Annotated in this window: 22 protein-coding genes and 2 tRNA genes; 22 read left to right on the plus strand and 2 right to left on the minus strand. The window is 39.0% G+C overall.

Annotated features, from left to right (window positions below; genetic code table 11):
- Positions 1–583: 583 nt before the first annotated feature.
- The 15 genes from cydA to nadA all read left to right on the plus strand — a co-directional run bounded on the left by cydA (position 584) and on the right by nadA (position 12,097).
- Positions 584–2,170 (plus strand): cytochrome ubiquinol oxidase subunit I, encoded by a 1,587-nt coding sequence (cydA, locus tag C9I86_RS01120; protein ID WP_080156795.1) that lies wholly within the window; start codon positions 584–586, stop codon positions 2,168–2,170.
- An 18-nt stretch (positions 2,171–2,188) separates the two neighbouring features.
- Positions 2,189–3,325: a cytochrome d ubiquinol oxidase subunit II gene (gene cydB, locus C9I86_RS01125; RefSeq protein ID WP_080156794.1), complete on the plus strand. Its 1,137-nt coding sequence runs from the start codon at positions 2,189–2,191 to the stop codon at positions 3,323–3,325.
- Positions 3,326–3,339: 14 nt separating this feature from the next.
- Positions 3,340–3,447: a cytochrome bd-I oxidase subunit CydX gene (cydX, locus tag C9I86_RS01130; RefSeq protein WP_080156793.1), complete on the plus strand. Its 108-nt coding sequence runs from the start codon at positions 3,340–3,342 to the stop codon at positions 3,445–3,447.
- Positions 3,440–3,742 (plus strand): cyd operon YbgE family protein, encoded by a 303-nt coding sequence (locus C9I86_RS01135; RefSeq protein ID WP_235865856.1) that lies wholly within the window; start codon positions 3,440–3,442, stop codon positions 3,740–3,742. Before cydX ends, C9I86_RS01135 begins: the two co-directional genes overlap by 8 nt.
- 272 nt (positions 3,743–4,014) lie before the next feature.
- On the plus strand, positions 4,015–4,419 hold the full coding sequence (ybgC, locus tag C9I86_RS01140) for a tol-pal system-associated acyl-CoA thioesterase (RefSeq protein ID WP_080156792.1): 405 nt from the start codon (positions 4,015–4,017) through the stop codon (positions 4,417–4,419).
- Positions 4,420–5,106: a protein TolQ gene (tolQ, locus tag C9I86_RS01145; RefSeq protein WP_080156791.1), complete on the plus strand. Its 687-nt coding sequence runs from the start codon at positions 4,420–4,422 to the stop codon at positions 5,104–5,106. It abuts the gene before it with no gap.
- Positions 5,107–5,112: 6 nt separating this feature from the next.
- Positions 5,113–5,565: a protein TolR gene (gene tolR, locus C9I86_RS01150; RefSeq protein WP_080156790.1), complete on the plus strand. Its 453-nt coding sequence runs from the start codon at positions 5,113–5,115 to the stop codon at positions 5,563–5,565.
- Between the two features lie 3 nt (positions 5,566–5,568).
- Positions 5,569–6,588, plus strand: a complete 1,020-nt coding sequence (gene tolA, locus C9I86_RS01155; RefSeq protein ID WP_107275377.1) for a cell envelope integrity protein TolA — start codon at positions 5,569–5,571, stop codon at positions 6,586–6,588.
- Between the two features lie 71 nt (positions 6,589–6,659).
- The gene (tolB, locus tag C9I86_RS01160) at positions 6,660–7,982 is read left to right on the plus strand and encodes a Tol-Pal system beta propeller repeat protein TolB (protein WP_080156788.1); all 1,323 of its coding nucleotides are present in this window, start codon (positions 6,660–6,662) and stop codon (positions 7,980–7,982) included.
- A 65-nt stretch (positions 7,983–8,047) separates the two neighbouring features.
- On the plus strand, positions 8,048–8,617 hold the full coding sequence (gene pal / locus C9I86_RS01165) for a peptidoglycan-associated lipoprotein Pal (RefSeq protein WP_080156787.1): 570 nt from the start codon (positions 8,048–8,050) through the stop codon (positions 8,615–8,617).
- Positions 8,618–8,638: 21 nt separating this feature from the next.
- Positions 8,639–9,367: a tol-pal system protein YbgF gene (gene ybgF, locus C9I86_RS01170; protein ID WP_107275378.1), complete on the plus strand. Its 729-nt coding sequence runs from the start codon at positions 8,639–8,641 to the stop codon at positions 9,365–9,367.
- Positions 9,368–9,607: 240 nt separating this feature from the next.
- Positions 9,608–9,934, plus strand: coding sequence for a hypothetical protein (locus C9I86_RS01175; RefSeq protein WP_144396171.1), 327 nt, complete (start codon positions 9,608–9,610; stop codon positions 9,932–9,934).
- A gap of 17 nt (positions 9,935–9,951) precedes the next feature.
- A complete protein-coding gene (locus C9I86_RS01180; protein ID WP_107275379.1) occupies positions 9,952–10,272 on the plus strand; it encodes a hypothetical protein in 321 nt (106 codons plus the stop codon).
- Positions 10,273–10,281: 9 nt separating this feature from the next.
- Entirely contained in the window at positions 10,282–10,659 is a 378-nt protein-coding gene (locus tag C9I86_RS01185; RefSeq protein WP_080156783.1) for a hypothetical protein, read from the plus strand.
- A 376-nt stretch (positions 10,660–11,035) separates the two neighbouring features.
- Positions 11,036–12,097, plus strand: a complete 1,062-nt coding sequence (gene nadA / locus C9I86_RS01195) for a quinolinate synthase NadA (protein WP_107275380.1) — start codon at positions 11,036–11,038, stop codon at positions 12,095–12,097.
- 99 nt (positions 12,098–12,196) lie between these two features.
- Here the strand turns inward: nadA and C9I86_RS01200 are convergent, their stop codons facing one another.
- Complete coding sequence (locus C9I86_RS01200; RefSeq protein ID WP_080156780.1) at positions 12,197–12,772, minus strand: UPF0149 family protein; 576 nt, start codon at positions 12,770–12,772, stop codon at positions 12,197–12,199.
- Positions 12,773–13,074: 302 nt separating this feature from the next.
- Here C9I86_RS01200 and C9I86_RS01205 point away from each other — a divergent pair, with 302 nt between their 5' ends.
- The 7 genes from C9I86_RS01205 to C9I86_RS01235 all read left to right on the plus strand — a co-directional run bounded on the left by C9I86_RS01205 (position 13,075) and on the right by C9I86_RS01235 (position 19,796).
- Positions 13,075–14,727, plus strand: coding sequence for a LytS/YhcK type 5TM receptor domain-containing protein (locus tag C9I86_RS01205; RefSeq protein WP_241956826.1), 1,653 nt, complete (start codon positions 13,075–13,077; stop codon positions 14,725–14,727).
- A 4-nt stretch (positions 14,728–14,731) separates the two neighbouring features.
- Positions 14,732–15,463, plus strand: a complete 732-nt coding sequence (locus tag C9I86_RS01210) for a LytTR family DNA-binding domain-containing protein (RefSeq protein ID WP_080156779.1) — start codon at positions 14,732–14,734, stop codon at positions 15,461–15,463.
- A 189-nt stretch (positions 15,464–15,652) separates the two neighbouring features.
- Positions 15,653–16,852: an OFA family MFS transporter gene (locus C9I86_RS01215; protein ID WP_107275381.1), complete on the plus strand. Its 1,200-nt coding sequence runs from the start codon at positions 15,653–15,655 to the stop codon at positions 16,850–16,852.
- 315 nt (positions 16,853–17,167) lie between these two features.
- Positions 17,168–17,623, plus strand: a complete 456-nt coding sequence (locus tag C9I86_RS01220) for an L-alanine exporter AlaE (RefSeq protein ID WP_080156777.1) — start codon at positions 17,168–17,170, stop codon at positions 17,621–17,623.
- A gap of 214 nt (positions 17,624–17,837) precedes the next feature.
- A tRNA-Ser gene (locus C9I86_RS01225) sits at positions 17,838–17,925 on the plus strand.
- A 27-nt stretch (positions 17,926–17,952) separates the two neighbouring features.
- A tRNA-Ser gene (locus C9I86_RS01230) sits at positions 17,953–18,043 on the plus strand.
- Positions 18,044–18,521: 478 nt separating this feature from the next.
- Entirely contained in the window at positions 18,522–19,796 is a 1,275-nt protein-coding gene (locus C9I86_RS01235) for a DEAD/DEAH box helicase (RefSeq protein ID WP_080156776.1), read from the plus strand.
- Between the two features lie 118 nt (positions 19,797–19,914).
- On the opposite strand, the gene C9I86_RS01240 is transcribed toward C9I86_RS01235, so the two are convergent.
- Entirely contained in the window at positions 19,915–22,305 is a 2,391-nt protein-coding gene (locus C9I86_RS01240; protein ID WP_107275382.1) for a GH92 family glycosyl hydrolase, read from the minus strand.
- Between the last annotated feature and the right edge of the window lie 252 nt (positions 22,306–22,557).

Genomic DNA, 22,557 nt, shown 5'->3' on the forward strand with positions numbered 1-22,557 from the left:
TTTATTATGGAATTATTATAATCACCTTATTTTTGTAATGTTTTCTACGAATGTATTTATGCGTCAGTGGAATTCTGCAAAACTTTGTTTCATAATACTTTTCTTAGATTTGTTGAACAATCAAATTACAGTAAAGCAGTGGGTGGTTATGAAGGAATAGGAATAGATTATATTGTGATATGACAGTATTAAAGATAGATATTAAAAATATAAACATTGTAATTTGTGGCATAGCGCCAAAAAAATGCATTATTTATTGATGTAGATCATACTTGGTGCTGTCGATATCTTGCGGTGATATTTTATTTGATAAATATCAAAGCAAAACTATTAATAAATACTTTGAAGATTATTGCTGATATCTGTAATATTAGCCTTGACTTTATTAGCTGTAGAATAATAACAGTAAAACAATATTTTTGATACAAAGCTGCAACAAATAAGATGGCCGTTATTATCAATACGATAAATGCGATCAGAAATATCACCAATATTGCGGTTTGTTATCTACGATTGGCTAAGCCCAATAATCGGTACACTGTGTAGTACTGCGCCAGTCAGCTGGTGAAAAAAGGAGTTATCAATGTTCACTGATGTCGTCGAACTATCGCGGTTACAGTTCGCATTTACTGCGATGTATCACTTTTTGTTCGTTCCCCTGACTCTAGGTATGGCTTTTTTACTTGCCATTATGGAGTCAGTTTATGTTATGACAGGCAAGCAAATCTATAAGGACATGACAAAGTTCTGGGGTAAGCTTTTCGCGATTAACTTTGCATTGGGTGTGGCTACAGGCCTATCCATGGAATTCCAGTTTGGTACAAACTGGGCTTATTACTCTCATTATGTTGGTGATATTTTCGGTGCGCCTTTGGCTATCGAAGCCCTGATGGCGTTTTTCCTTGAATCCACTCTAGTCGGTATGTTCTTTTTTGGCTGGGATCGTCTATCAAAACGTCAACACCTTACAGTGACATGGTTAGTTGCATTAGCATCTAACTTCTCTGCATTGTGGATCCTAATCGCTAATGGTTGGATGCAAAACCCTGTAGGCGCGGATTTCAACTATGAAACCATGCGTATGGAAATGGTGAGCTTTGCAGAAGTTATCTTTAACCCTGTTGCTCAAGTTAAATTCGTTCATACCGTAGCTTCTGGCTATGTTTGTGGTGCGATGTTTATTCTTGGCGTAAGTTCATACTACATGCTTAAAGGGCGTGATATTGCCTTTGCTCGTCGTTCATTTGCAATTGCTGCTGCTTTTGGTCTTGCATCAATCGTTTCAGTAATGATTTTGGGTGATGAATCAGGTTATGAATTAGGTGATGTTCAGAAAACAAAATTAGCAGCAATTGAAGCTGAATGGCACACTGAACCCGCACCGGCAGCCTTCACCGCGTTTGGTTTCCCGAATCAAGAAACAATGGAAACAGATTACGCAATTAAGATTCCATATCTAATGGGTATTATTGCAACGCGTTCACTTGATACTCAAGTAATGGGTATTCGTGATCTTAAGAAGCAACATGCGGTACGTATTCGTAACGGTATGGTGGCATATGGTTTACTTGAGAAATTACGTTCAGGTGAAAGAACACCAGCAAATGTTGCAGCTTTCAATGAAGTAAAAGGTGACTTAGGTTATGGCTTATTATTGAAGCCGTACACTGATAAAGTTGTTGATGCGACACCAGAGCAAATTCAAAAAGCTGTTGATGACTCAATTCCACGTGTATGGCCGCTATTCTTTAGCTTCCGTATCATGGTGGGTGCAGGCTTCCTAATGTTTGCCATTATTGGTGCTGCATTTGTACAGTCTTGCCGTCATAAAATCACAGGTAACAAGTGGGTACTTAAAGCTGCATTGTTTGGTATTCCATTACCTTGGATTGCAATTGAAGCGGGTTGGTTTGTTGCCGAGTATGGTCGTCAACCATGGGCTGTTGGTGAAATTCTACCAGTACATATGGCCGCATCAAATCTTGAACCATCACAATTATGGTTCTCGCTAGCTGCAATTTTCGGACTATATACTCTGTTCTTGATTGCTGAAGTGTACTTGATGCTTAAGTTTGCACGTTTAGGTCCAAGTAGCTTGAAAACAGGTCGTTATCATTTTGAGCAAAAAGATACAGCACAAGATGTGGTTTCACGTCAGGTTGAAGTGTAAGCAGGGAGAAACAGAATAATGTTTGATTATGAAAGCTTGCGAATCATTTGGTGGGTACTAATTGGTGTATTGTGCATCGGTTTTGCAATCACAGATGGTTTTGATATGGGCGTCGGTATGCTGTCACCAATTATTGGTAAGACAGATAACGAACGTCGTGTAATGATTAACTCAATTGCACCGCACTGGGATGGTAACCAAGTTTGGTTGATCACCGCGGGTGGTGCGTTATTTGCAGCATGGCCATTAGTTTACGCAACGGTATTCTCTGGTTTTTACGTTGCAATGATTTTAACATTAGCCTCTCTTTGGTTACGTCCGTTAGGTTTTGATTACCGTTCTAAGCTGACTGATCCAAAATGGCGTGGCTTATGGGATAAAGCAATCTTTGTTGGTAGCTTTGTACCGCCAGTTATTTTTGGTGTGGCTTTTGGTAACTTAATGCAAGGTGTACCGTTTGAAATAAACGAATTTATGATGACGACGTATACTGGGTCATTCTTTGGTTTATTGAATCCGTTTGCCTTACTTTGTGGTGTTGTTAGCCTATTGATGGTTATTACTCAAGGTGCAACTTTCCTACAAATGAAAACAACGGATGCTATCCATGCGCGTGCGCGTAATGTTGCAGCAATCTCTGCAATATTAATGGCTGTTGTGTTTATCATTGCTGGTTTTGTCTCTCAAGGCATTAATGGTTATGTGATCACATCTCAAGTATTACCAAATGTAGCATCAGATCCATTAACGAAAGACGTTGTTCGTCAAGTGGGTGCGTTATTCATTAACTACCATAACTACCCAGTATTGTGGATTGCTCCAATCATTGCTGTCGTTATGCCTTTACTAACAGCGTTATGTTCTCGCGCTGAACGTGCAGGCTTTGCTTTCTTGTTCTCAAGCTTAACGGTTTTAGGTGTGGTGTTAACGTTTGGTTTTGCAACATTCCCATTCATTATGCCATCAAGCTTAAATCCAAATGTAAGTTTGACTATTTGGGATGCAACATCATCTGAATACACATTACAGATTATGACAGTAGTAGCATTTGTTATGGTACCTGTAATCTTGGCTTACACCTCATGGTGTTACTACAAAATGTTTGGTCGTCTTGATACTAAATATATCGAAGACAACAAGACTTCACTGTACTAAGGAGTAGACGAACTATGTGGTATTTTGCTTGGATTTTAGGTATTTTACTTGCTTGTTCATTCGGTATTGTCAACGCATTATGGCTTGAAACGACTGAAAATATGGATAAAGACAGTGAGTAAGATAGATCGTGCGGTTAAGCTAATTCATGCACCTTTGAGCGTGTTACCTCTTAAATTATTAGCAGTAGTAATGGCGTTGACTATTACTGGGCTATTAATGTGGGAACCGCATCAATTTGCCAAAGATATTGGTGGATTCAGTGCAGGTTTAGCACCGTTGATGATTTGGGCAACCTGTAGCGCAATGGTATTTGGCATGGGTTTTGTTCCTCATCGATGGTATTTCCAGGTGTTCTTTACACCGTATATCGCACTGCCTATATTGCTTTATATTCTCGGATTACGTTTTTTATAACACTTAATCTGTAGAGCTAAAAAGCCTGTTACCGTAATGGAACAGGCTTTTTTTATAGGAGTAAATTGTAACCATTTTTAACAATTCGGTTTTAATGCATGATAACTGAACAGAATTGTGATTTGATTGTCAGAACCTACTGACAAATTTCATTTTTCAGTTAAATGCGGTTATCTATTCGCTCCATGATAACTATCAACGGATGACTTAGGGTATAGTAGTGTCAAGCGCGATTGTTAGTACCGTGTAGGCATGACGGTTATGGATACTAAATGAAAGAACAAGATATTTTTAAATGGCCGATTACCATTTATTATGAAGATACAGATGTTGGCGGGGTGGTCTATCACGCTAATTACTTGAAATTTTTTGAACGAGCTCGAACTGAGTTATTACGTTACATAGGCTTAAATCAGCAGCAATTATTTGCAGATAAAATGAGTTTTGTTGTACGTAGCATGAATATTGATTTTATTCGTGGTGCTAAATTAGATGATCAACTGGTTGTTAATACCACGATTGAAAACGCACGTCGTGCATCAATAACGTTTAATCAAGAGCTGGTTAATGATAATAATGTAGTATTTTGCCGTGCCGTTGTAAAAATTGCTTGTATTGATCCAACCATCATGAAACCAATAGCGTTACCTGCACAATTAAAGCTGGAGAACAATTAAGTGAACTCAGAACTAACCATTTTAGACCTTTTTTTACAAGCAAGTTTGTTGGTAAAACTGGTTATGCTTATTTTACTTGGAATGTCGATTGCTTCTTGGGCAATGATCATTAAGCGTTCACAAGTTTTAAAAAGTGCTGAACGTAATGCAACTCAATTTGAAGACCGATTTTGGTCTGGTATCGATCTTTCGCAGCTTTATCAAGAAGTACAACAACGTAAAGATGATCTTTCTGGATCTGAGCGAATTTTCTATTCAGGTTTTAAAGAATTTGCGCGCTTACATCGCAGTAATGGCCGTGTGCCTGAAGCGGTAATGGAAGGTACTGGACGTGCTATGCGTGTTTCACTATCAAAAGAAGTTGATGAGTTAGAAACCAATTTACCATTCCTTGCTACTGTTGGTTCAATCAGTCCTTATATTGGTCTTTTTGGTACCGTATGGGGCATTATGACGGCATTTATTGCTCTGGGTGCCGTAAAGCAAGCAACATTAGCTATGGTAGCTCCAGGTATTGCTGAAGCTTTGGTTGCGACAGCGATGGGTCTATTTGCTGCAATTCCAGCAGTTATGTTTTATAACCGCCTTACTAACAAAGTGACTAAACTTGAACATACTTATGCCACTTTTATGGAAGAGTTTTCAAGTATTTTACACCGTCAGGCATTTGCAGCGAATCAGGAGTAATAAGCAATGGCTTATCAACCGAAGAAACGCAAAATGACGGCAGAAATCAATGTCGTCCCTTATATTGACGTTATGTTGGTTTTATTAATTATCTTCATGGTTACAGCACCGTTTGTAAGCCAAGGAGTTGATGTTGATTTACCTAAAACACAGACTTCTGAAACAATCGCACAGTTAAACCAAGATAACGATACACCTCCTATCATTGTTGAAGTTGATAAAGATGGCAATTTAGGGGTGAGCATCAATAATGATGATATGGCGCATGGCTTGAGCCTCGATGAATTAATTGCTCGAGTAAAAGCAGAGCTTGCTAGCAATCCTAAAACGTTAGTAATGGTTGGGGGTGATGGACGCACACCTTATTCAAATATAGTCGAAACCTTGGATGCGCTAAGCCATGCTGGAGTTGGATCGGTAGGTTTAATGACTGATCCATTAGATAAGCCTGGAAATTAAGGCATGAAAAAGAGTAATTATTCGACATCAGTCATTATATCTGTCTTCGTACATGCACTGTTTATTGTGCTGTTATTATGGGGTGCTGATTTTACCTTCGATAAAAAACCATCGGTCGGTAATACTATTCAAGCGACGATGATTGATCCTGCTATCTTGAATCAACAAGCTCAGCAAATTCGTCAACAGCGCCAAGCAGCAAAAGATGCAGAACAAGCTCGTCAAGCCCGTTTAAAGCAACAAACTGAAGCACTTGAAGCACAACGTAAAGCCGATGCCGAACGTATCCGTCAATTAAAAGAGGATAAGTTAACGGCTGAAAAGGCAACCCGTGAAGCTGAAAAACAACGTCAATTGCAGCAGCAACAAGCTGAAGAAGCTAAGGCGAAAGCAGAAGTTAAAGCGAAGGCAGACGCTAAAGCGAAAGCAGACGCTAAAGCGAAGGCAGATGCTAAAGCGAAGGCAGACGCTAAAGCGAAGGCAGACGCTAAAGCGAAGGCAGACGCTAAAGCGAAGGCAGACGCTAAAGCGAAGGCAGACGCTAAAGCGAAGGCAGACGCTAAAGCGAAGGCAGACGCTAAAGCGAAGGCAGATGCTAAAGTGAAGGCAGATGCTAAAGTGAAGGCAGATGCAAAAGCCAAAGCAGACGCTAAAGCCAAAGCACAAGCTAAACAAGACGCAGCACTCAATGATATGTTTTCAGGACTAGAAGCTGAAAATGAACAACGAGGTGGTGCGCGAGGTAAGCATATTGCTGATGAAGTGGCACGTTATGGCACTATTTATAAGCAAATGATTCAACAAAATCTATTGGTTGATCAAAGCTTTAAAGGTCAAGAATGTAAGTTAACCTTACGTTTGTCAGCGAATGGTTTAGTGTTAGATGTTTCACAGTTAGCGGGAAATAATACACTTTGCCGTGCTGCTAAATCTGCAGTATTACAAGTAAGTGAATTTCCGATGCCAGATAACCCTGATGTAGTTAAACAATTACGGGTTATTAACTTAACGGTTAGTCCATAGTCATTGTTAAATACAGACTTTATTTTTGCCGCAACAATAGTTGCGGCTTTCGTAACTATAAGGAGCGATTGATGAAACGTTGGATGATAGGTATGTTTTTTGCCTTATTAAGCGTTAGCCAATTTGCACATGCAGCACTAGATTTAGTCATCACTGATGGTGTTGATTCCGCTCGCCCAATTGGTATTGTGCCTTTTGAATGGCAAGGCACAAATAAATTACCGACTGATATCTCAGCTGTTATAGCTTCTGATCTACAACGTAGTGGTAAATTTAGTCCAATAGCAAATAGTAAATTACCTCAACGTCCTTATAATGAAAGCCAAATTAATTATAGTGCTTGGACTAAATTAGGTGTTGATGCTGTCGTGACGGGGAGTATTACTCAAAATGCCGAAGGTAATTATGTCATTAGCTACCAATTGGTTGATATTGTTAAAGGTAAGTTGAATAGTGATGCTCAAGGTACCGCGAGTGATTACTTACTGTTAAATAACCGTGCTGTCGTAAAACCAAATCGTATGCGTCAATATGCACATCGTATCTCTGATATGGTTTATCAAAAGCTTACTGGCGAGCGTGGTGCATTTTTAACGCGTATTGCTTATGTTGATGATAATCAAGGCGCGCAATTTCCGTATCAATTACGTGTTGCCGATTATGACGGTTATAACGAGCGTGTCGTTTTAAAATCAAAGCAACCATTGATGTCACCAGCATGGTCTCCTGATGGCAGTAAGTTAGCTTATGTAAGCTTTGAAAATGGTAAAGCTGAAATTTTCGTACTGAATATTTATAAAGGCACGCGTGAGCTTATTGCTAACTACCCTCGTCATAATGGCTCACCACAATTCTCACCAGACGGCACTAAGCTAGCGATGGTGTTATCAAAGACAGGCAGTTTACAGATTTATATTAAAGATCTTAAAACAAAGCAATTACGTCAAATAACCCATGGACGTGCTAATAATACTGAAGAAATTTGGACGCCTGATGGTAAATCAATGTATTTCACGTCAGATCGTGGTGGACGCCCACAAATTTATCATCTTGATTTAGCCACAGGCGAGACACAACGTGTAACATGGCAAGGTAGCCAAAATATGGGGGCGCAAATTACCCCTGATGGTCGTTTTTTAGTGATGGTTAACCGTTCTGATAGTGGCTATAACATTGCTAAGCAAGACTTAAAAACTGGCGCCGTTCAGATTTTAACGAAAGCAAAATTAGCAGAATCACCAAGTATTGCACCTAACGGCAGTATGATTATTTATAGCTCAGCACAAAATAATAGTTATGAATTGTCTCTAGTGTCTATTGACGGTCGATTCCAAGCACGTTTACCTTCAACAAGTAAACGAGTACGTGCACCAGCTTGGGGTCCATTCCTATAATAGGATTATAGAACAATAATATATCCAATTAATGGGTATTACTGAATGATGAAGGATGAAAATAGATGCAACTTAACCGAATTTTAAAAGGCTTAGCCATTGCGTTACCAATGATGACATTGGCAGCATGTAGTTCAACAGACAGTGCTGGTACTTCTGCTGGATCTCAAAACCAAACTGGCAGTGTTGAAATGGGTGGTGTCGGTGGTCTTAATGGCGCAGGTCAAACCTCTATTTCTACATCGCTTTCTCAAAGTGGTGCGATGACTGAACAGCAATTGCATGAACAACAAATGCAAAAGTTGCGTCAAGAAGAGCAAACAGTATTCTTCAAATTTGATAACGCTGAAATTCAACCAGCATATCAAAACATGCTAGAAGCTCATGCTGAATACTTACGTAACCATCCAAATACAAAAGTGGTTGTTCAAGGCCATGCTGATGAACGTGGTACACCTGAATACAATATTGCATTGGGTGAACGTCGTGCCACCGCTGTTGCTCAATACCTGCAAGCGCTAGGTGTATCAGCAAATCAAATGTCTATCGTTAGTTATGGTGAAGAAAAACCACTATTGTTTGGACATACTGATGCGGATTATGCGAAAAACCGCCGTGCAGTGATCGTATACTAATTAAGATTTAGGTTGATAATTATGAACAGTAACAAAATAATGCGTCAGTTTGCATTAGTGTTGCTGGTTGGTGCGGCGACCCAAGTGGTCGCCGCGCCTGCTTCAGCGGCTAATTTACAAACATTAGAGCGTATGTTGGAAGCACAAGGGCAATCACAATTGCAGGTTCAACGTCAGCTAGATCAAATGTCAGCTGATATTGATGATATTCGTGGCAAAGTTGAACGTAATAGCTACGATATTAAGCAGATGAAAGAACGTCAACGACAGTTATATAAGGACGTTGATCAGTTAAGTCGTCAGCCTGCAAAAACAGCACCAGCAGCGAAAGAGACAGCCAAAGCACCGGCAGAAGCCTACTCTAAAAATATGAGTGAGAATGATGCTTATCAAAATGCTGTGAATTTGATTTTGAAAAAGAAAGATTATCAAGGTGCAACCCAAGCATTTGAGTCTTTTTTAACTACTTACCCTGATTCTGTGTATAAGCCGAATGCGAGCTATTGGTTAGGTCAGTTGCATTTTTCTCAAAATGATTTAGCTCAAGCGGCAAAGAATTTTACAGTTGTTGCTAGTATTAAAGATTCAAGTAAACGGGCTGATGCATTGCTAAAGCTTGGTGTTATTGCTGAGCGTAACAATGATACTGTTAAAGCGATGTCTTACTATACGGAAGTTGAGAAAGAGTACCCCAACTCAACTAGCGCGAAGCAAGCACAGTCTGCGTTAACAAATTTATCAAAGCACTAAAATTGTTGTTTTAATATTTTAAAAACCTGCATTTTTTGTGGGTTTTTTTTTATCTTTTATTGGTTGTTAATAAGAGCTTATCGGCTTTTATTTGATGAATAATAGAAGGCTCAAAAATGCCCTTGTAATAATGAAAACTATCATGGAATTTACTGTTTTTTTTGGTATTATGCGCATCTATGAAATGAGTAGCTGTTGCTGCTCTATGTAATGTTATTACTATGGATAGTTGGAGTTATTTTGTTAAGTCAAAAAAAAATATTATGTTACTCATTGATCTCTATTTCTGGCTGGCTGTTTGCTGCTTATTTAATGTTTACACATCTAAATAATGATCGTAGTTTCATTAACGATAAGATCACCGAGAATGCTTACAATATTGTTTCCCAATCATTACAAGATAAAAAAACAGATCCAGAAATTATCGCGCAAATTCAAGAATGGTTTGCAAAAGGATGGACAGCTCAAACGGGTTCTGTCACTACAATTTGTGATAATGATCGTGACAAATTAAAACGTATTCTTTCTGATTCTGCCATCGTAACAATCTGCCGTTTACGTATATAACTACCGAGGTTATTTTTATGAATAAATTAATGTCGGTATTCTTAGTTTTATTGGCTCTGTCTGGGTGGATCACTGGAGGCATCTTTATGTATGGCGTAAAGATGAATCAAGAGAATGTCACTAAAATGGCAGGGGAGAATGCGTTTAATATTATTGATCAATCGCTGCACCATACCAATTCAGAAGCCACTATCTTAGCTAAAATTAAGCAATGGAAACAAGATGGCTGGACAGCACAAACAGGCTCAATTACTACCTTATGTCAAAATGATCCTCAACGATTTAGTCATTGGGTTACTGTGAAGAATATTTCTAAAATTTGTGAACAGGCTCAATAGGTTAGATAAATGAATATCTTTATGATTGTGATGCTTATCTTTTTCTGTGTCATGACGGTTGTTTCTTATATCTATTTGTTGATGTCTTTTGATGAGAAAGAGCAACACTTATATTTTGATGACAAGACTAAAACCGTTTTTTGTGATGGTAAAAAAATAATTTCAGTACGTGATGGTAGTGGAAACTATCGATTCATAAAGTATATTTTTGAACATACAGATAGGCCTATTTCTGTTACCGAACTTGAGGCCCATGTTTTTTTTGGTCAAAACGTAAATATAGTAAAAGTGTTGAGTAATACTCATTTACCGAAAGAAATTATTAGCACGTTTTTTTGTGTTTCAAAAAATAGTCTAACATTTAAAAATAAAGCCTTTCTCAAGTGAGAAAGGCTTTTCGGCTTAATTTATAATAATGTGCCGTAAGGGCTAGCTTGATGATAGTTATAGACATTCATCAATGTCTCACCTCTTCTACAGGTAGTTAAATCAGTGCGTTACAGCGATAAGATATTATTTAATATAGTAAGCTTTAAAACTGTGATGCATATCAATAATATTTTTTCTGAGATGTTCTCAGAGAATTCTCAAAATAAAATTGATAAGTTTTCACTTTTATATATACGTCTTAGAAATATAATGCGCAAAAGTCGTATTTTATGTGTATGTGCTGTTATACAAGTGTCATTGGTTAATGATGATATTTCAAAAATCATGCGTATAATGATCAAACACGTAAGGAATGCTGACGAGCAAATGAATAATGAATATTACATTTGATCCATCGGAAATGGTCTATCCATTTCCACCTAAACCAGCGCTATTATCGGATAATGAAAAGCAGGTTTACATTACAAAAATCAAGCAACTGCTAAAGAGTAACAATGCAGTATTGATTGCACACTATTACACCGATCCCGAGATTCAGGCCCTAGCTGAAGCGACGGGTGGTTTTGTCGGTGATTCTCTTGAAATGGCGCGCTTTGGTAATCAACATTCAGCAACAACTTTGATTGTTTGCGGGGTGAGATTTATGGGCGAGTCAGCAAAAATATTAACCCCTGAAAAAAAAGTATTAATGCCAACCTTAGAGGCTGAGTGTTCACTCGATCTTGGGTGTCCGGTTGATGCATTTACGGCGTTTTGTGATCAGCATCCTGATCATACAGTAGTGGTTTATGCAAATACTTCTGCCGCAGTGAAAGCACGGGCTGATTGGGTAGTAACATCGAGTATCGCGTTAGAAATTATTGATCATCTCGATAGCGAAGGTCGTAAAATCATTTGGGGCCCAGATCGCCATCTTGGTGGTTATATTCAAAAGCAAACTGGCGCTGAAATGTTACTGTGGCAAGGGGAGTGTATTGTGCATGATGAGTTTTCAGCACAAGCGCTAAAACAGATGAAGCATCTACACCCTGATGCGGCTATTTTGGTGCACCCTGAATCACCAGTTAGTGTAGTTGCATTAGCAGATGCTGTTGGTTCAACGAGTCAATTAATAAAAGCGGCAACAACATTACCGCAAACCAAATTAATTGTGGCAACCGATAAAGGTATCTTCTTTAAGATGCAGCAAATGGTGCCAAATAAAGAATTAATTGAAGCGCCAACAGCGGGGGCTGGGGCGACATGTCGTAGCTGTGCACATTGCCCGTGGATGGCGATGAATGGTTTGAAAGCCATTTATACAGCTTTAGCTGAAGGTGGTCAGCAACATGAAATTTTTGTTGATGAAGCTATTCGAGTGAAATCACTTGTTCCACTTAACAGAATGTTAGATTTTGCAGCTGAGTTACAATTAAAAGTAAAAGGTAATGCGTAAGTAATTACTTACTGTAACAAAAGAAAAGGCGATCCGTTCTGATACTCATTTGAGTTAACAGAATCGATTCGCCTTTTTTATTACTATTTCAGTCAACTATTACTGGGCGGCAACTAATTGTGCCCCACGTTGTGTTAGGCCACATAGCATAACGGGAATCGCGTTGAAGATTTCTTCAAACTGCGCCAATGCGTCTGCGTTTTGTTCTTTAAGTGCTTCTAATGCTGTTTCAGGATCAAATAACAAGCTAAAAGAAAGTAATACGCCACCAAGTAGGGCATTATCTTCACTTTCTGGCGGCATTATTGTCTCCCAGTCATCACGTGCTAATTGCCAACCTTGTAACATACCTTCACAGAAGTTGCTGGTTACTTCGGTAACAATCTGACTATCGTCTAATGCACAGCCTTCAGGCCATTGCCAAGTGCTTTCAAATAATGCAGCGCGAGCTTCGTTCCAGATTGCAATGATTGCTTTTGCGTAATTTTCTAAGTCTTCATGGTTATCGAAAGGTGATGTTTCTTCGCCACCCCACATAAACGCTAACCATTCTGTAGGATCAATCAGGTGTGGTGCTGCTGCCATGGCAGTAACAAAGCCACGAGTTTGTGATTCAGATAGCAATTGATCTGCTAGTTGAGAGTTTTCCAGGATAGTACTTAGTTGTGAAGGCATAAAACAATCTCAGCTTAATAATGATTAAGTGTTCAGGTGCGTTAACTATACATGCATGACTGAACTTTATACCACTATTGTAACAGTCTCTTGGTAACAACCTAGTAATGGTCAAAGATATTTATCATCTTGTGTCAAAAAAGACGGACAAAGTGCAGTTGCTGACATTAAATTGCTTATTGTTGATTTTAATTAAAACATGAAGCTTTCACTAATAACATAATTCTTAATTACGTAATGTCTTTGCGGTATTAAAACTGGTTTAAGTGTCTCATAATTTTACTTATGGTTAAGGTGAAGCAATGTATAGTGAACAGTTTATGATGTTATTGGCCGTATTTGAGCGCGCCGCCTTAATGTTGATGACATTATTTTTATTAACGCGTACCCAATTGTTTCAATCTATCGTTAAGAAAACCCATCGACGGCCTGTTGAAACCGCGATGATCTCAGCATTGTTTATTGTATTTGCGGTGTTTAGTACTTATACAGGTTTAAATGTTGATGGTTCACTGGTTAATGTACGTATTATTGCAGTGTTATCTGGTGGTATTATTTTTGGGCCATGGATAGGTATTCCTGCGGGTATTATTGCGGGCATTCACCGTTACTTAATTGATATTGATGGTCCTACATCAGTAGCGTGCTTAATCACGAGTATTTTTGCTGGTTTATTAGCAACCTGGATTCATTGTAAATGTGCTAAAAAAAATTATGCCCAATTAGGTATTTTGGCGGGAATGTGCTGTGAAATACTGACGATGGTATTGATTGTGTTGCTATCACACAATAAAACACTGGCTTACAATATTGTGACACATATTAGTTTCCCTATGATCCTTGGTACATTATCGATTGGGTTAATTATTAAATTAGTCCAAGATCTCGATGAAGAGCAAGATCTTATTGCCGCTCAACAAGCAAAGCTAGCCCTTGATATTGCGAATAAAACCTTACCTTATTTTCGTATTAACAACCGTAATGCCCTACAAAAAGTATGCAGTATTATTCGGTTTTATACGGATGCTGACGCTGTAGCAATTACTAATACGCAAGATGTACGTGCTTATGTTGGTCGTGGGGAAGAGCACTTTTTAGATGCGCACCATAAAATCAGCCAAATGACTCGCCAAGCAGTAGAAAGTGGTGAACAAATAATAAGTAATAACCTCAATGTACATAATTTTCATTCATTACTGATTATTCCACTTTGGGAAAATGGTGAGGTAAGTGGCACGCTTAAAATATTTTATTGTCAGCCAGATCATATTCGAATGTCATTGCGTGAAATGGCGATTGGTTTATCACAAATCATATCTACCCAGATGGAGGTTTCACGTATTGAACAGCTAAAGCAAATGGCAGCAAAAGCCGAGTTTTCAGCCCTGCAAAGTAAAATAAATCCGCACTTTTTATTTAATGCACTTAACGCGATTTCAACGTTAATTCGTATTCGTCCAGATGAAGCTCGGCAGCTTATTGCAAATTTAGCCGATTTTCTACGTTACAATTTAGAACGAGATGTTGAATTGATTGATATTCAAGAAGAAATCCAACAAGTTCGAGATTATGTCGCTATTGAACAAGCACGTTTTGGTTCAAAACTAGAGGTAGAATTTGATATTGATGATGTCCATCCTCGCATACCATGCTTATTGATTCAGCCATTAGTTGAAAATGCTATTTTACATGGTATTCAACCTTCTCGTGTGGCTGGAAAAGTTGTTATTTCAGTAAAGAGAAGAGTGGATGATGTGGCGATTACGATCACTGATACTGGTGTTGGTATAAGTCAAAAAATAATCGATAAATTATACCAAAGCAAAATAGATTCACACCATATTGGACTCAATAATGTCCACCAACGGTTATTATTACTCTATAGCGATGGACTGCATATTAGTCGGCTTGAGCAAGGAACTAGTATGCAATTTTTTGTAAAAGAACAGGATTGATATCATGCAACTAAATGCCTTGATCGTGGAAGATGAATATCTTGCTCGTGAAGAGTTAACTTATTTAATTGAAAAACATAGCACTATTAATATTGTTGCTGCGTTTGATGATGGACTGGATGCCTTTAAATTTTTACAATCTAACAAGGTTGATGTTGTTTTTTTAGATATTAATGTTCCATCAATTGATGGCATGTTGTTAGCGCGTAATATTGCTCAATTTTCTCATAAGCCTCAAATCGTATTTACAACAGCTTATAAAGAATATGCAGTCGATGCTTTTGAATTAGAAGCGGTTGATTATTTATTGAAGCCACTTAACGAGCAGCGAGTAATCGGCTTATTAGCTAAGTTACAGGCGCGGGCTCAAGAACAAGAACCCCCGCAAGTTACGACAAATATACGTAGTCATACTATTAATTTAATGCTTAATAATCATATTCATGTTACTGCGATTAGTGATATTTGCTGTGCCATTGCTAATGAAAAAGTGACCCATGTTTATACTGCTGAAGGGTGTTTTGTGGCACCGATTACGATAAGTGAATTAATGCTACGTTTACCAACGAGTGATTTTTTCCGTTGCCACCGATCTTACTGCATAAACATTAATGATGTTAAAGAGATCATTCCATGGGTTAATAGTACTTATATGATCAAATTAGCCCATGTTGAGCCGCATATTCCTGTGAGTCGTAGTAATCTAAAAGCTTTTCGGTGTTTAATGCAGTTGTAAATGCTAACTAATGATTAGCGGCAAAATGCATTTCATGCCGCTATATTGCATTTTATTCCTCATACGTTACCACTGATTTTATTGTTTTTTTACCCTCTTGTTATCTATGGTTATTGTCGTATTTTGGTGAACAGCAGCAAGGCAATCTGCAATATGGCCTTGAGTATTTCACCAAAAAAGGATGTCACCATGACCAATCAACTTACCAGTCGCAGCCGTTATTTTACGTTGCTGGGTACCATCATTACTCAGTTTGCTTTGGGTTCAGTTTATACATGGAGTTTATTTAACGCTCAGCTTGCAGGTAAATTATCTGAGCCAGTCAGTCGTGTTGCTTTTTCTTTCGGTATTATGAGTTTAGCCTTGGCGGTTGCATCATCAATGGCGGGTAAAATGCAAGAACGGTTTGGGGTGCGTAATGTCACTCTTGGTGCCGGCATTTTACTAGGGGCAAGTTTATTACTTACAGCGCATGCTACCAATATTTGGTTGTTATATATATTTGCTGGCCTGTTAATTGGTTTTGCTGACGGTACCGGGTACTTAATGACCTTGTCTAATTGCGTAAAATTCTTTCCTGAGCGTAAAGGGTTAATTTCAGCCTGTGCTATTGGTGCATATGGTTTAGGTAGTTTAGGTTTTAAATTTATTAATATGTATTTTCTTGAGCATAATGGTTTAGAAAGTACCTTTGATTACTGGGGCATTATTGCAATGGTCATGGTTATCATTGGTGGCTTAATGATGAAAGATGCACCTAAACAACAAGTATCTGCCACAGAATCTGCTGCTGAAGTGCGTGATTTTAGTCTTTCACAATCTATGAAATGTCCACAGTTTTGGATGCTTGCTTTAGTTTTCTTGACTGTTTGTATGAGTGGTCTGTATGTCATTGGTGTTGCCAAAGATATTGGCCAGGGTTACGTACACTTATCATTAGACGTTGCTGCTGCCAGTGTTGCTATTATCGCTATTGCTAATCTAAGTGGACGCTTAGTGTTAGGTGTTCTATCTGATAAAATGGCACGTACAAAGGTTGTGGCTATTTCATTAGTGGTGTGTTTAACCGGCGTGTGCGCATTACTATTTGCTCATCAAAGCCAGATGAGTTTTTATATTGCGGTTGCCTGCATTGCCTTTAGTTTTGGCGGCACAATCACCGTATTCCCTTCATTAGTGAGTGATTTCTTTGGTCTAAACAATCTGACTAAAAATTACGGTATCATTTACTTAGGGTTTGGTGTCGGTAGTTTTATTGGTTCGATTGTTGCTTCTATCTTTGGTGGTTTTATTGCGACGTTCTATTTAATGTTTGTCTTATTAATTGTTTCACTCATTATCGCGCTAACCATTAAGTTACCTAAATTACCGCAGCCATCTTTAGCGTAATAAGTTAGATAAATACATACAAATAACTAATCCGAATTTAGTGTTAAATTCGGATTTTTACTTGTTGCTACTTTGTTATATCAAAGAAATTAACAGTGACAATTAAATGCTTTAATGGTTACTTTTATACCAGATAAAAAACCTATTTTTAACCAAAATAGCAGTTATTTACTCGAAACCAATATTAAATACAGAACCTTATTTTATATAAAAGCTGTTCTAATGCGCACATAAACTGCATGGTGTTAGTTAGATAGCTTTAAGTAACGTTAACCATGATAATGCTGGTCGATTTTGCTAGAGTAAGGGGAGTGAATGTCTGTTGTTAAAGTGCCATTTAAGGTTAGAAATGCCGCTGCGGATATATTTGCAATGGTGGTGTTTAGCTTTGTTACTGGAATGATGATTGAAGTTTTTATTTCAGGGATGTCGTTTGAACAGTCATTAGCATCGCGTACGTTATCGATACCGATTAATATTGCGATTGCATGGCCCTATGGCATGTTCCGTGATTATATTATTGGTTGTGGCCGTAGGTTATCTCCTGCACGATGGATGAAAGGCATATCAGATATGGTGGCCTATGTTGTGTTTCAGTCACCTATCTACGCGTGTATTCTATTTGCTGTAGGCGCAAATAAAGAACAAGTTATTGCCGCGGTAATGAGTAACATCTTAGTGTCAGGCGCACTAGGCGTCGTTTATGGTCAGTTTCTTGAGTTATGCCGCAGAATGTTCCGTGTTACTGCGTGCGCTCAACCAACAATTTAAATAGTTTTTACCGTTATTTGAATTTAACAAAAGCACCCATGAGGTGCTTTTGTTGTTTTTAAAGAGGAGAAATTAGAGATTTTGGTACAAGAACAGTGCAATTCGCAGTATAAGTCGGCAAATAGAAAAAACTCACATAAAAACCCTTGACCCTGATCCCATAAATCAATATATTACACGCCGTCGACAAGCAAAGCGTTGTTGGCAACAATGTGGTGAGGTGTCCGAGTGGCTGAAGGAGCACGCCTGGAAAGTGTGTATACGGCAACGTATCGAGGGTTCGAATCCCTCCCTCACCGCCATATCTCTTTTAAAGAGATATAAAAATTGGAGAGATGGCTGAGCGGTTGAAAGCACTGGTCTTGAAAACCAGCATACGTTTATAGCGTATCTAGGGTTCAAATCCCTATCTCTCCGCCACATTCAAGAAAGCCGTTAGCGAAAGTTAACGGCTTTTTTACGTCTGAATGAAAGTGGGTGATTAGACCGAGTAAGTAAAGCAGGGTTCAAATCCGCTAATCCTCGAAGCAGCTCCGCCACATTCAAGAAAGCCGCGAACGAAAGTTAGCGGCTTTTTTACGTCTGAACTTTCCTCCGTCATTCCCTACAGTGAGGTTACGAACGAGATAGGGAATCTACTATTAGCATGTCGTAAGGTTACTTTTTACGTTGATGTTTAAGCATATTTTTATTGGCATCTTTAATACTCAATGGCGAGGTGAATAGATCACGGATAGCTCATGCTTCGCTTTCGAGATGACAGACAATAACCCGTCAAATAGCCCATAAACCCTCCACAAATACATCCGTTATCCCCATAAAGGAATATCACTAACTGAGTACAGGCTAAATAAGCTAAAATGACAGCAATTATTTTAGTTTTGAGCCCTGTATATTAATGACCACTATTACAACACCAGCCAACTTTGCAGAACTTGGCCTTATTTCGCCTTTGTTAGCACGATTAACGGAGCTGGAATATCAACAGCCAACGCCTATTCAAGCACAAGCTATTCCGAGTGTATTAGCGGGACGTGACTTAATTGCGGGGGCAAATACAGGTTCAGGCAAAACGGCAACCTTTGCTTTACCGTTGTTACAACAGTTACATCAAACTAAAGCCTCTGAGAATAAAAATGCGAAAGGTAATTATGTTACTGGTCTTGTTTTAGTTCCCACCCGTGAGCTGGCAAAACAAGTTGCAGATAGCATTAAATCTTATGCGACACATTTCAACGGTGCTATTAAAACGGTTGCTGTGTTTGGTGGCGTATCAGCTAACACCCAAATGCTAGCCCTGCGTGGCGGCACTGATATTTTAGTGGCAACTCCAGGTCGCTTATTAGATTTGATTTCAAGTAATGCCATAAAACTTGATCGGGTTAAAACCTTAGTACTTGATGAAGCCGATCGTATGTTAAGTCTTGGCTTTACTGAAGAGTTGTCTGCGTTACTAGCGTTATTACCTAATAACAAGCAAACATTATTATTTTCAGCGACGTTTCCTGAACAAGTTAAGCTATTAACTCAAGCATTACTTAACGATCCTGTTGAACTGCAACTACAAAGTGTCGATGCAAGCACATTAGTACAACGTGTTTTCACGGTTAATAAGGGCGAGAAAACCGCAGTATTAGCTCATTTAATTAAACAACATCAATGGCGTCAGGCGCTTATTTTTGTTAATGCTAAAAATAGCTGTGAGCACTTAGCGGATAAACTGTCTAAGCGTGGCATTATTGCTGAAGTATTCCACGGTGATCGCGGCCAAGGTGCGCGTACTCGAGTATTAGAAGCGTTTAAGTCAGGTGAAATTGACGTATTAATTGCCACAGACATTGCTGCTCGTGGTCTTGATATTGAAAAACTGCCAGTGGTGATTAACTTTGATTTACCACGTAGCCCAGCAGATTATATGCACCGCATTGGTCGTAGTGGTCGTGCTGGTGAAGTTGGTCTAGCACTGTCATTGATCGATTATGAAGACAGCCATCACTTTAAGGTTATTGAGAAGAAGAATAAAGTTCGACTTGAGCGTGAACAAGTTGAAGGTTTTGAAGTTGATGAATCAGAAGCTTTATTAGCAGTAGAAAAGCCAATGGCAAAACCTGAAGGTACGGGTAAAAAGAAACGTAAAAACAAACCAGCACCTATTGATGACTTCTGGTCATAAGACGAATCATTAGACTGATCGCTTGTTGTTATTAATACATTAACTAAAAAATCCCTCGCTAGCCATAACGAGGGATTTTTTTATGGTACTAATAATGGTGTGAGTTGCAACGGTTTACTTAGTTAAGTCGGGCTGCCATTGCTTGTGATTTATCAGCAGTCATTACAAAGTGAAGTGTTCCACCTGCTTTTATTTCACTGTGCTCAAAGCTATTAAATACATTCAGAGGTTTACCGTTAATCCGTACGGATTTCACATACTTATTGTCACTGCTATTATTATCAGCCGTGATGGTGAAATCACCCGTTGGTAGTTTGATTTTTACCTCATCAAAAATAGGGCGACCAATGGTGTAAGTTGGATCCGTTGGTGTTACCTGATAGAAGCCCATTGCCGACATAATGTACCATGCTGACATTTGACCGACGTCTTCATTACCAATGATACCGTCAGGGGTTGGCTTATAGAATTCCTTGTAAACTCTATCGAGGTATTCTTGGGTTTTCCAAGACTCATTGGTACGGTTATATAAGTAAATCACGTGGTGTGATGGCTCGTTACCGTGAATATATTGCCCAATAAAGCCGGTCATATCTTGATGGTTTTCACCGCCATTGGCATCGGCTGTGAATAAATCATTCAACTTAGTATTAAATCCTTCAGTGCCGCCCATGACCTCGGTTAGCTTGTCAATATCTTGCATGAACGTCCACTGCCATTGCCACGCATTACCTTCAGTGTACCAATAAGCATCAGAGCTATATGGATTAAAGACATCAGAAGCGAATTCTTTTTCACAACTGTTTAATTTCACCGGTACAAAGAAACCTGCGTCTTTATCCCAATGATTTAAAGACCAATAGGCGCGATCGTTAAACTCTTTATAAGCGGCGTCATCACCGGCTACTTTTGCCATTTGAGCAATTGTCCAGTCATAGTATGAAAACTCTAAAGCATAAGAGACTGAGTTCCAGTTAGGTAAACCAACGCACTTATCACGTTCGTAATAACTTAACTGACCTGCCATCACGGCTTGCAAAGTATGATCAGGAATTTGAGGGAAGTCATATGGACGGTAATAAGCTGATTTCTTTGCCGCTTCTAAGGCATCTTTAGCATTAACATCAAGACCTTTGACGACCGCATCACCAATAATCGCGGTGGCAGGATAGCCAATCATAGTACCCGTTTCTTCACCATAACCTTCCCACTTTGGCAGTAGTCCTGTTTCTTGTGATTTACGGATCAAGTCATTAGCTAAGTCAGTTGCATGTTGCGGATTAGTAATGGTTAGCAAGGGGTGAACAGCACGGAAAGTATCCCATGTTGAATAAACAGAATAGTTTTTATAACCGTCTGCTTGACGAACACTGCCCAGTAAGTCGCGGTAACGACCATCAACATCTTGATATTCAACCGGGGCAATCATTGCGTGATACATCGCAGTGTAGAAATTGGTTTTCTCAGCGTCAGAACCGCCTTTTACTTGAACCGTAGCCAGTTCTTTTGCCCAAGCAAGTTCAGCATTGGCTTTAACGTTAGCAAAATTATAGGTTGGCGTTTCGGCTGCTAAGTTCTTTTGTGCGCCATCCCAATCGACAGGAGAGAGAGCGACACGCATTTCAATCGGTTGATCACCTTTACCAAAATCAAGGTAAGTGATTTGTTCTTTATTTGGACTATTGATTGAGCCGTAAACTGCGCCCATTTGCATGTCCATTGCTTCGCCACCATCACGAGCAATCAATGCATGAGCAATTGGCTGATTAAATTGGGCATAGAAGAAGATATCTTGACCTTGGAACCAACCTGTAGAAACACGACGACCCCGAATGGTGTATTCATCAACCAATTCAACCCGGTTTTGTAGAGATTCACCATTATTGGCGGCTAGCGTGTGGGCAAGGTCAAGTTTGATTTTACGATCAGCGCCTTGCTGATAGGTATAACGATGGACACCGACACGGGTTGTGGTGGTTAATTCTGCTTTAATGTTGCCATTATTTAATACCACGGAGTAGTAACCTGGTGATGCGGTTTCAGTTGCTTTATCAAAGGCATTATTTTCACGGTTAGCGTCATCAGAATACGGTAACACCAGAATATCACCAAGATCTGTTGCCCCTGTGCCTGAAAGGTGGGTGTGAGAAAAACCATAAATATTTAAATCTGTTGCTAACACATCCCCTGCAACGTAATCACTTGCATCCCAATAACCTGATGCTGAATGCCATGGGTTTTGACCTGTTTCAGTATCGGTATTCGTCCCTTTAAAGGTATCTGGACTTAATTGCACCATACCGCGAGGCACTACGGCACCGGGGAATGTGTGTCCTGACGCTGCAGTACCAATCATAGGATCAATATAGTTTAAAACGCCCATATCAATAATGGGTGTTGCCGGTAGGGTGACTTCAGCTTGGGTTTGATTATTGTTGTCGTTATTACACCCAAATAAGCCTAATGACAAGACCAGTGAAATAGCAATTGGAGTCAATTTAAACGTCATAATGTTCCACCTAACAAATATGTAGTGCAGGAATTTTCACATCGACCAAGAGTGAACATTCTCAAGAGGTAAGAGTAATAAGATGCTGTGTTAATCGCATAGTAGGGGGGAATCACTGTGGTAGTAAGATGATAAAACAATCATTTACTGGACTTTTGTACCGATTAAATTGAAACGTGATACTGCTTCATGGGGCGTTTAAGCAGAAATAATGTTTCCTTGATGAATTATATTGTTCGTGTGGATAAACAA

Source organism: Photobacterium sp. NCIMB 13483, assembly GCF_003025475.1.
In the GTDB taxonomy this organism is placed as follows: Bacteria; Pseudomonadota; Gammaproteobacteria; order Enterobacterales; family Vibrionaceae; genus Photobacterium; species Photobacterium piscicola.

Excerpts from the sequence above, each read along its gene's own strand:
- tolR (WP_080156790.1), top strand. The coding sequence starts at position 5,113 with ATGGCTTATCAACCGAAGAAACGCAAAATGACGGCAGAAATCAATGTC.
- tolB (WP_080156788.1), top strand. The coding sequence starts at position 6,660 with ATGAAACGTTGGATGATAGGTATGTTTTTTGCCTTATTAAGCGTTAGC.
- C9I86_RS01200 (WP_080156780.1), bottom strand. The coding sequence starts at position 12,772 with ATGCCTTCACAACTAAGTACTATCCTGGAAAACTCTCAACTAGCAGAT.
- ybgF (WP_107275378.1), top strand. The coding sequence starts at position 8,639 with ATGAACAGTAACAAAATAATGCGTCAGTTTGCATTAGTGTTGCTGGTT.
- C9I86_RS01185 (WP_080156783.1), top strand. The coding sequence starts at position 10,282 with ATGAATATCTTTATGATTGTGATGCTTATCTTTTTCTGTGTCATGACG.
- C9I86_RS01205 (WP_241956826.1), top strand. The coding sequence starts at position 13,075 with ATGTATAGTGAACAGTTTATGATGTTATTGGCCGTATTTGAGCGCGCC.
- nadA (WP_107275380.1), top strand. The coding sequence starts at position 11,036 with ATGAATATTACATTTGATCCATCGGAAATGGTCTATCCATTTCCACCT.
- C9I86_RS01180 (WP_107275379.1), top strand. The coding sequence starts at position 9,952 with ATGAATAAATTAATGTCGGTATTCTTAGTTTTATTGGCTCTGTCTGGG.
- C9I86_RS01210 (WP_080156779.1), top strand. The coding sequence starts at position 14,732 with ATGCAACTAAATGCCTTGATCGTGGAAGATGAATATCTTGCTCGTGAA.
- tolA (WP_107275377.1), top strand. The coding sequence starts at position 5,569 with ATGAAAAAGAGTAATTATTCGACATCAGTCATTATATCTGTCTTCGTA.
- pal (WP_080156787.1), top strand. The coding sequence starts at position 8,048 with ATGCAACTTAACCGAATTTTAAAAGGCTTAGCCATTGCGTTACCAATG.
- C9I86_RS01215 (WP_107275381.1), top strand. The coding sequence starts at position 15,653 with ATGACCAATCAACTTACCAGTCGCAGCCGTTATTTTACGTTGCTGGGT.
- cydX (WP_080156793.1), top strand. The coding sequence starts at position 3,340 with ATGTGGTATTTTGCTTGGATTTTAGGTATTTTACTTGCTTGTTCATTC.
- C9I86_RS01240 (WP_107275382.1), bottom strand. The coding sequence starts at position 22,305 with ATGACGTTTAAATTGACTCCAATTGCTATTTCACTGGTCTTGTCATTA.
- cydA (WP_080156795.1), top strand. The coding sequence starts at position 584 with ATGTTCACTGATGTCGTCGAACTATCGCGGTTACAGTTCGCATTTACT.
- C9I86_RS01220 (WP_080156777.1), top strand. The coding sequence starts at position 17,168 with ATGTCTGTTGTTAAAGTGCCATTTAAGGTTAGAAATGCCGCTGCGGAT.
- ybgC (WP_080156792.1), top strand. The coding sequence starts at position 4,015 with ATGAAAGAACAAGATATTTTTAAATGGCCGATTACCATTTATTATGAA.
- C9I86_RS01235 (WP_080156776.1), top strand. The coding sequence starts at position 18,522 with ATGACCACTATTACAACACCAGCCAACTTTGCAGAACTTGGCCTTATT.
- cydB (WP_080156794.1), top strand. The coding sequence starts at position 2,189 with ATGTTTGATTATGAAAGCTTGCGAATCATTTGGTGGGTACTAATTGGT.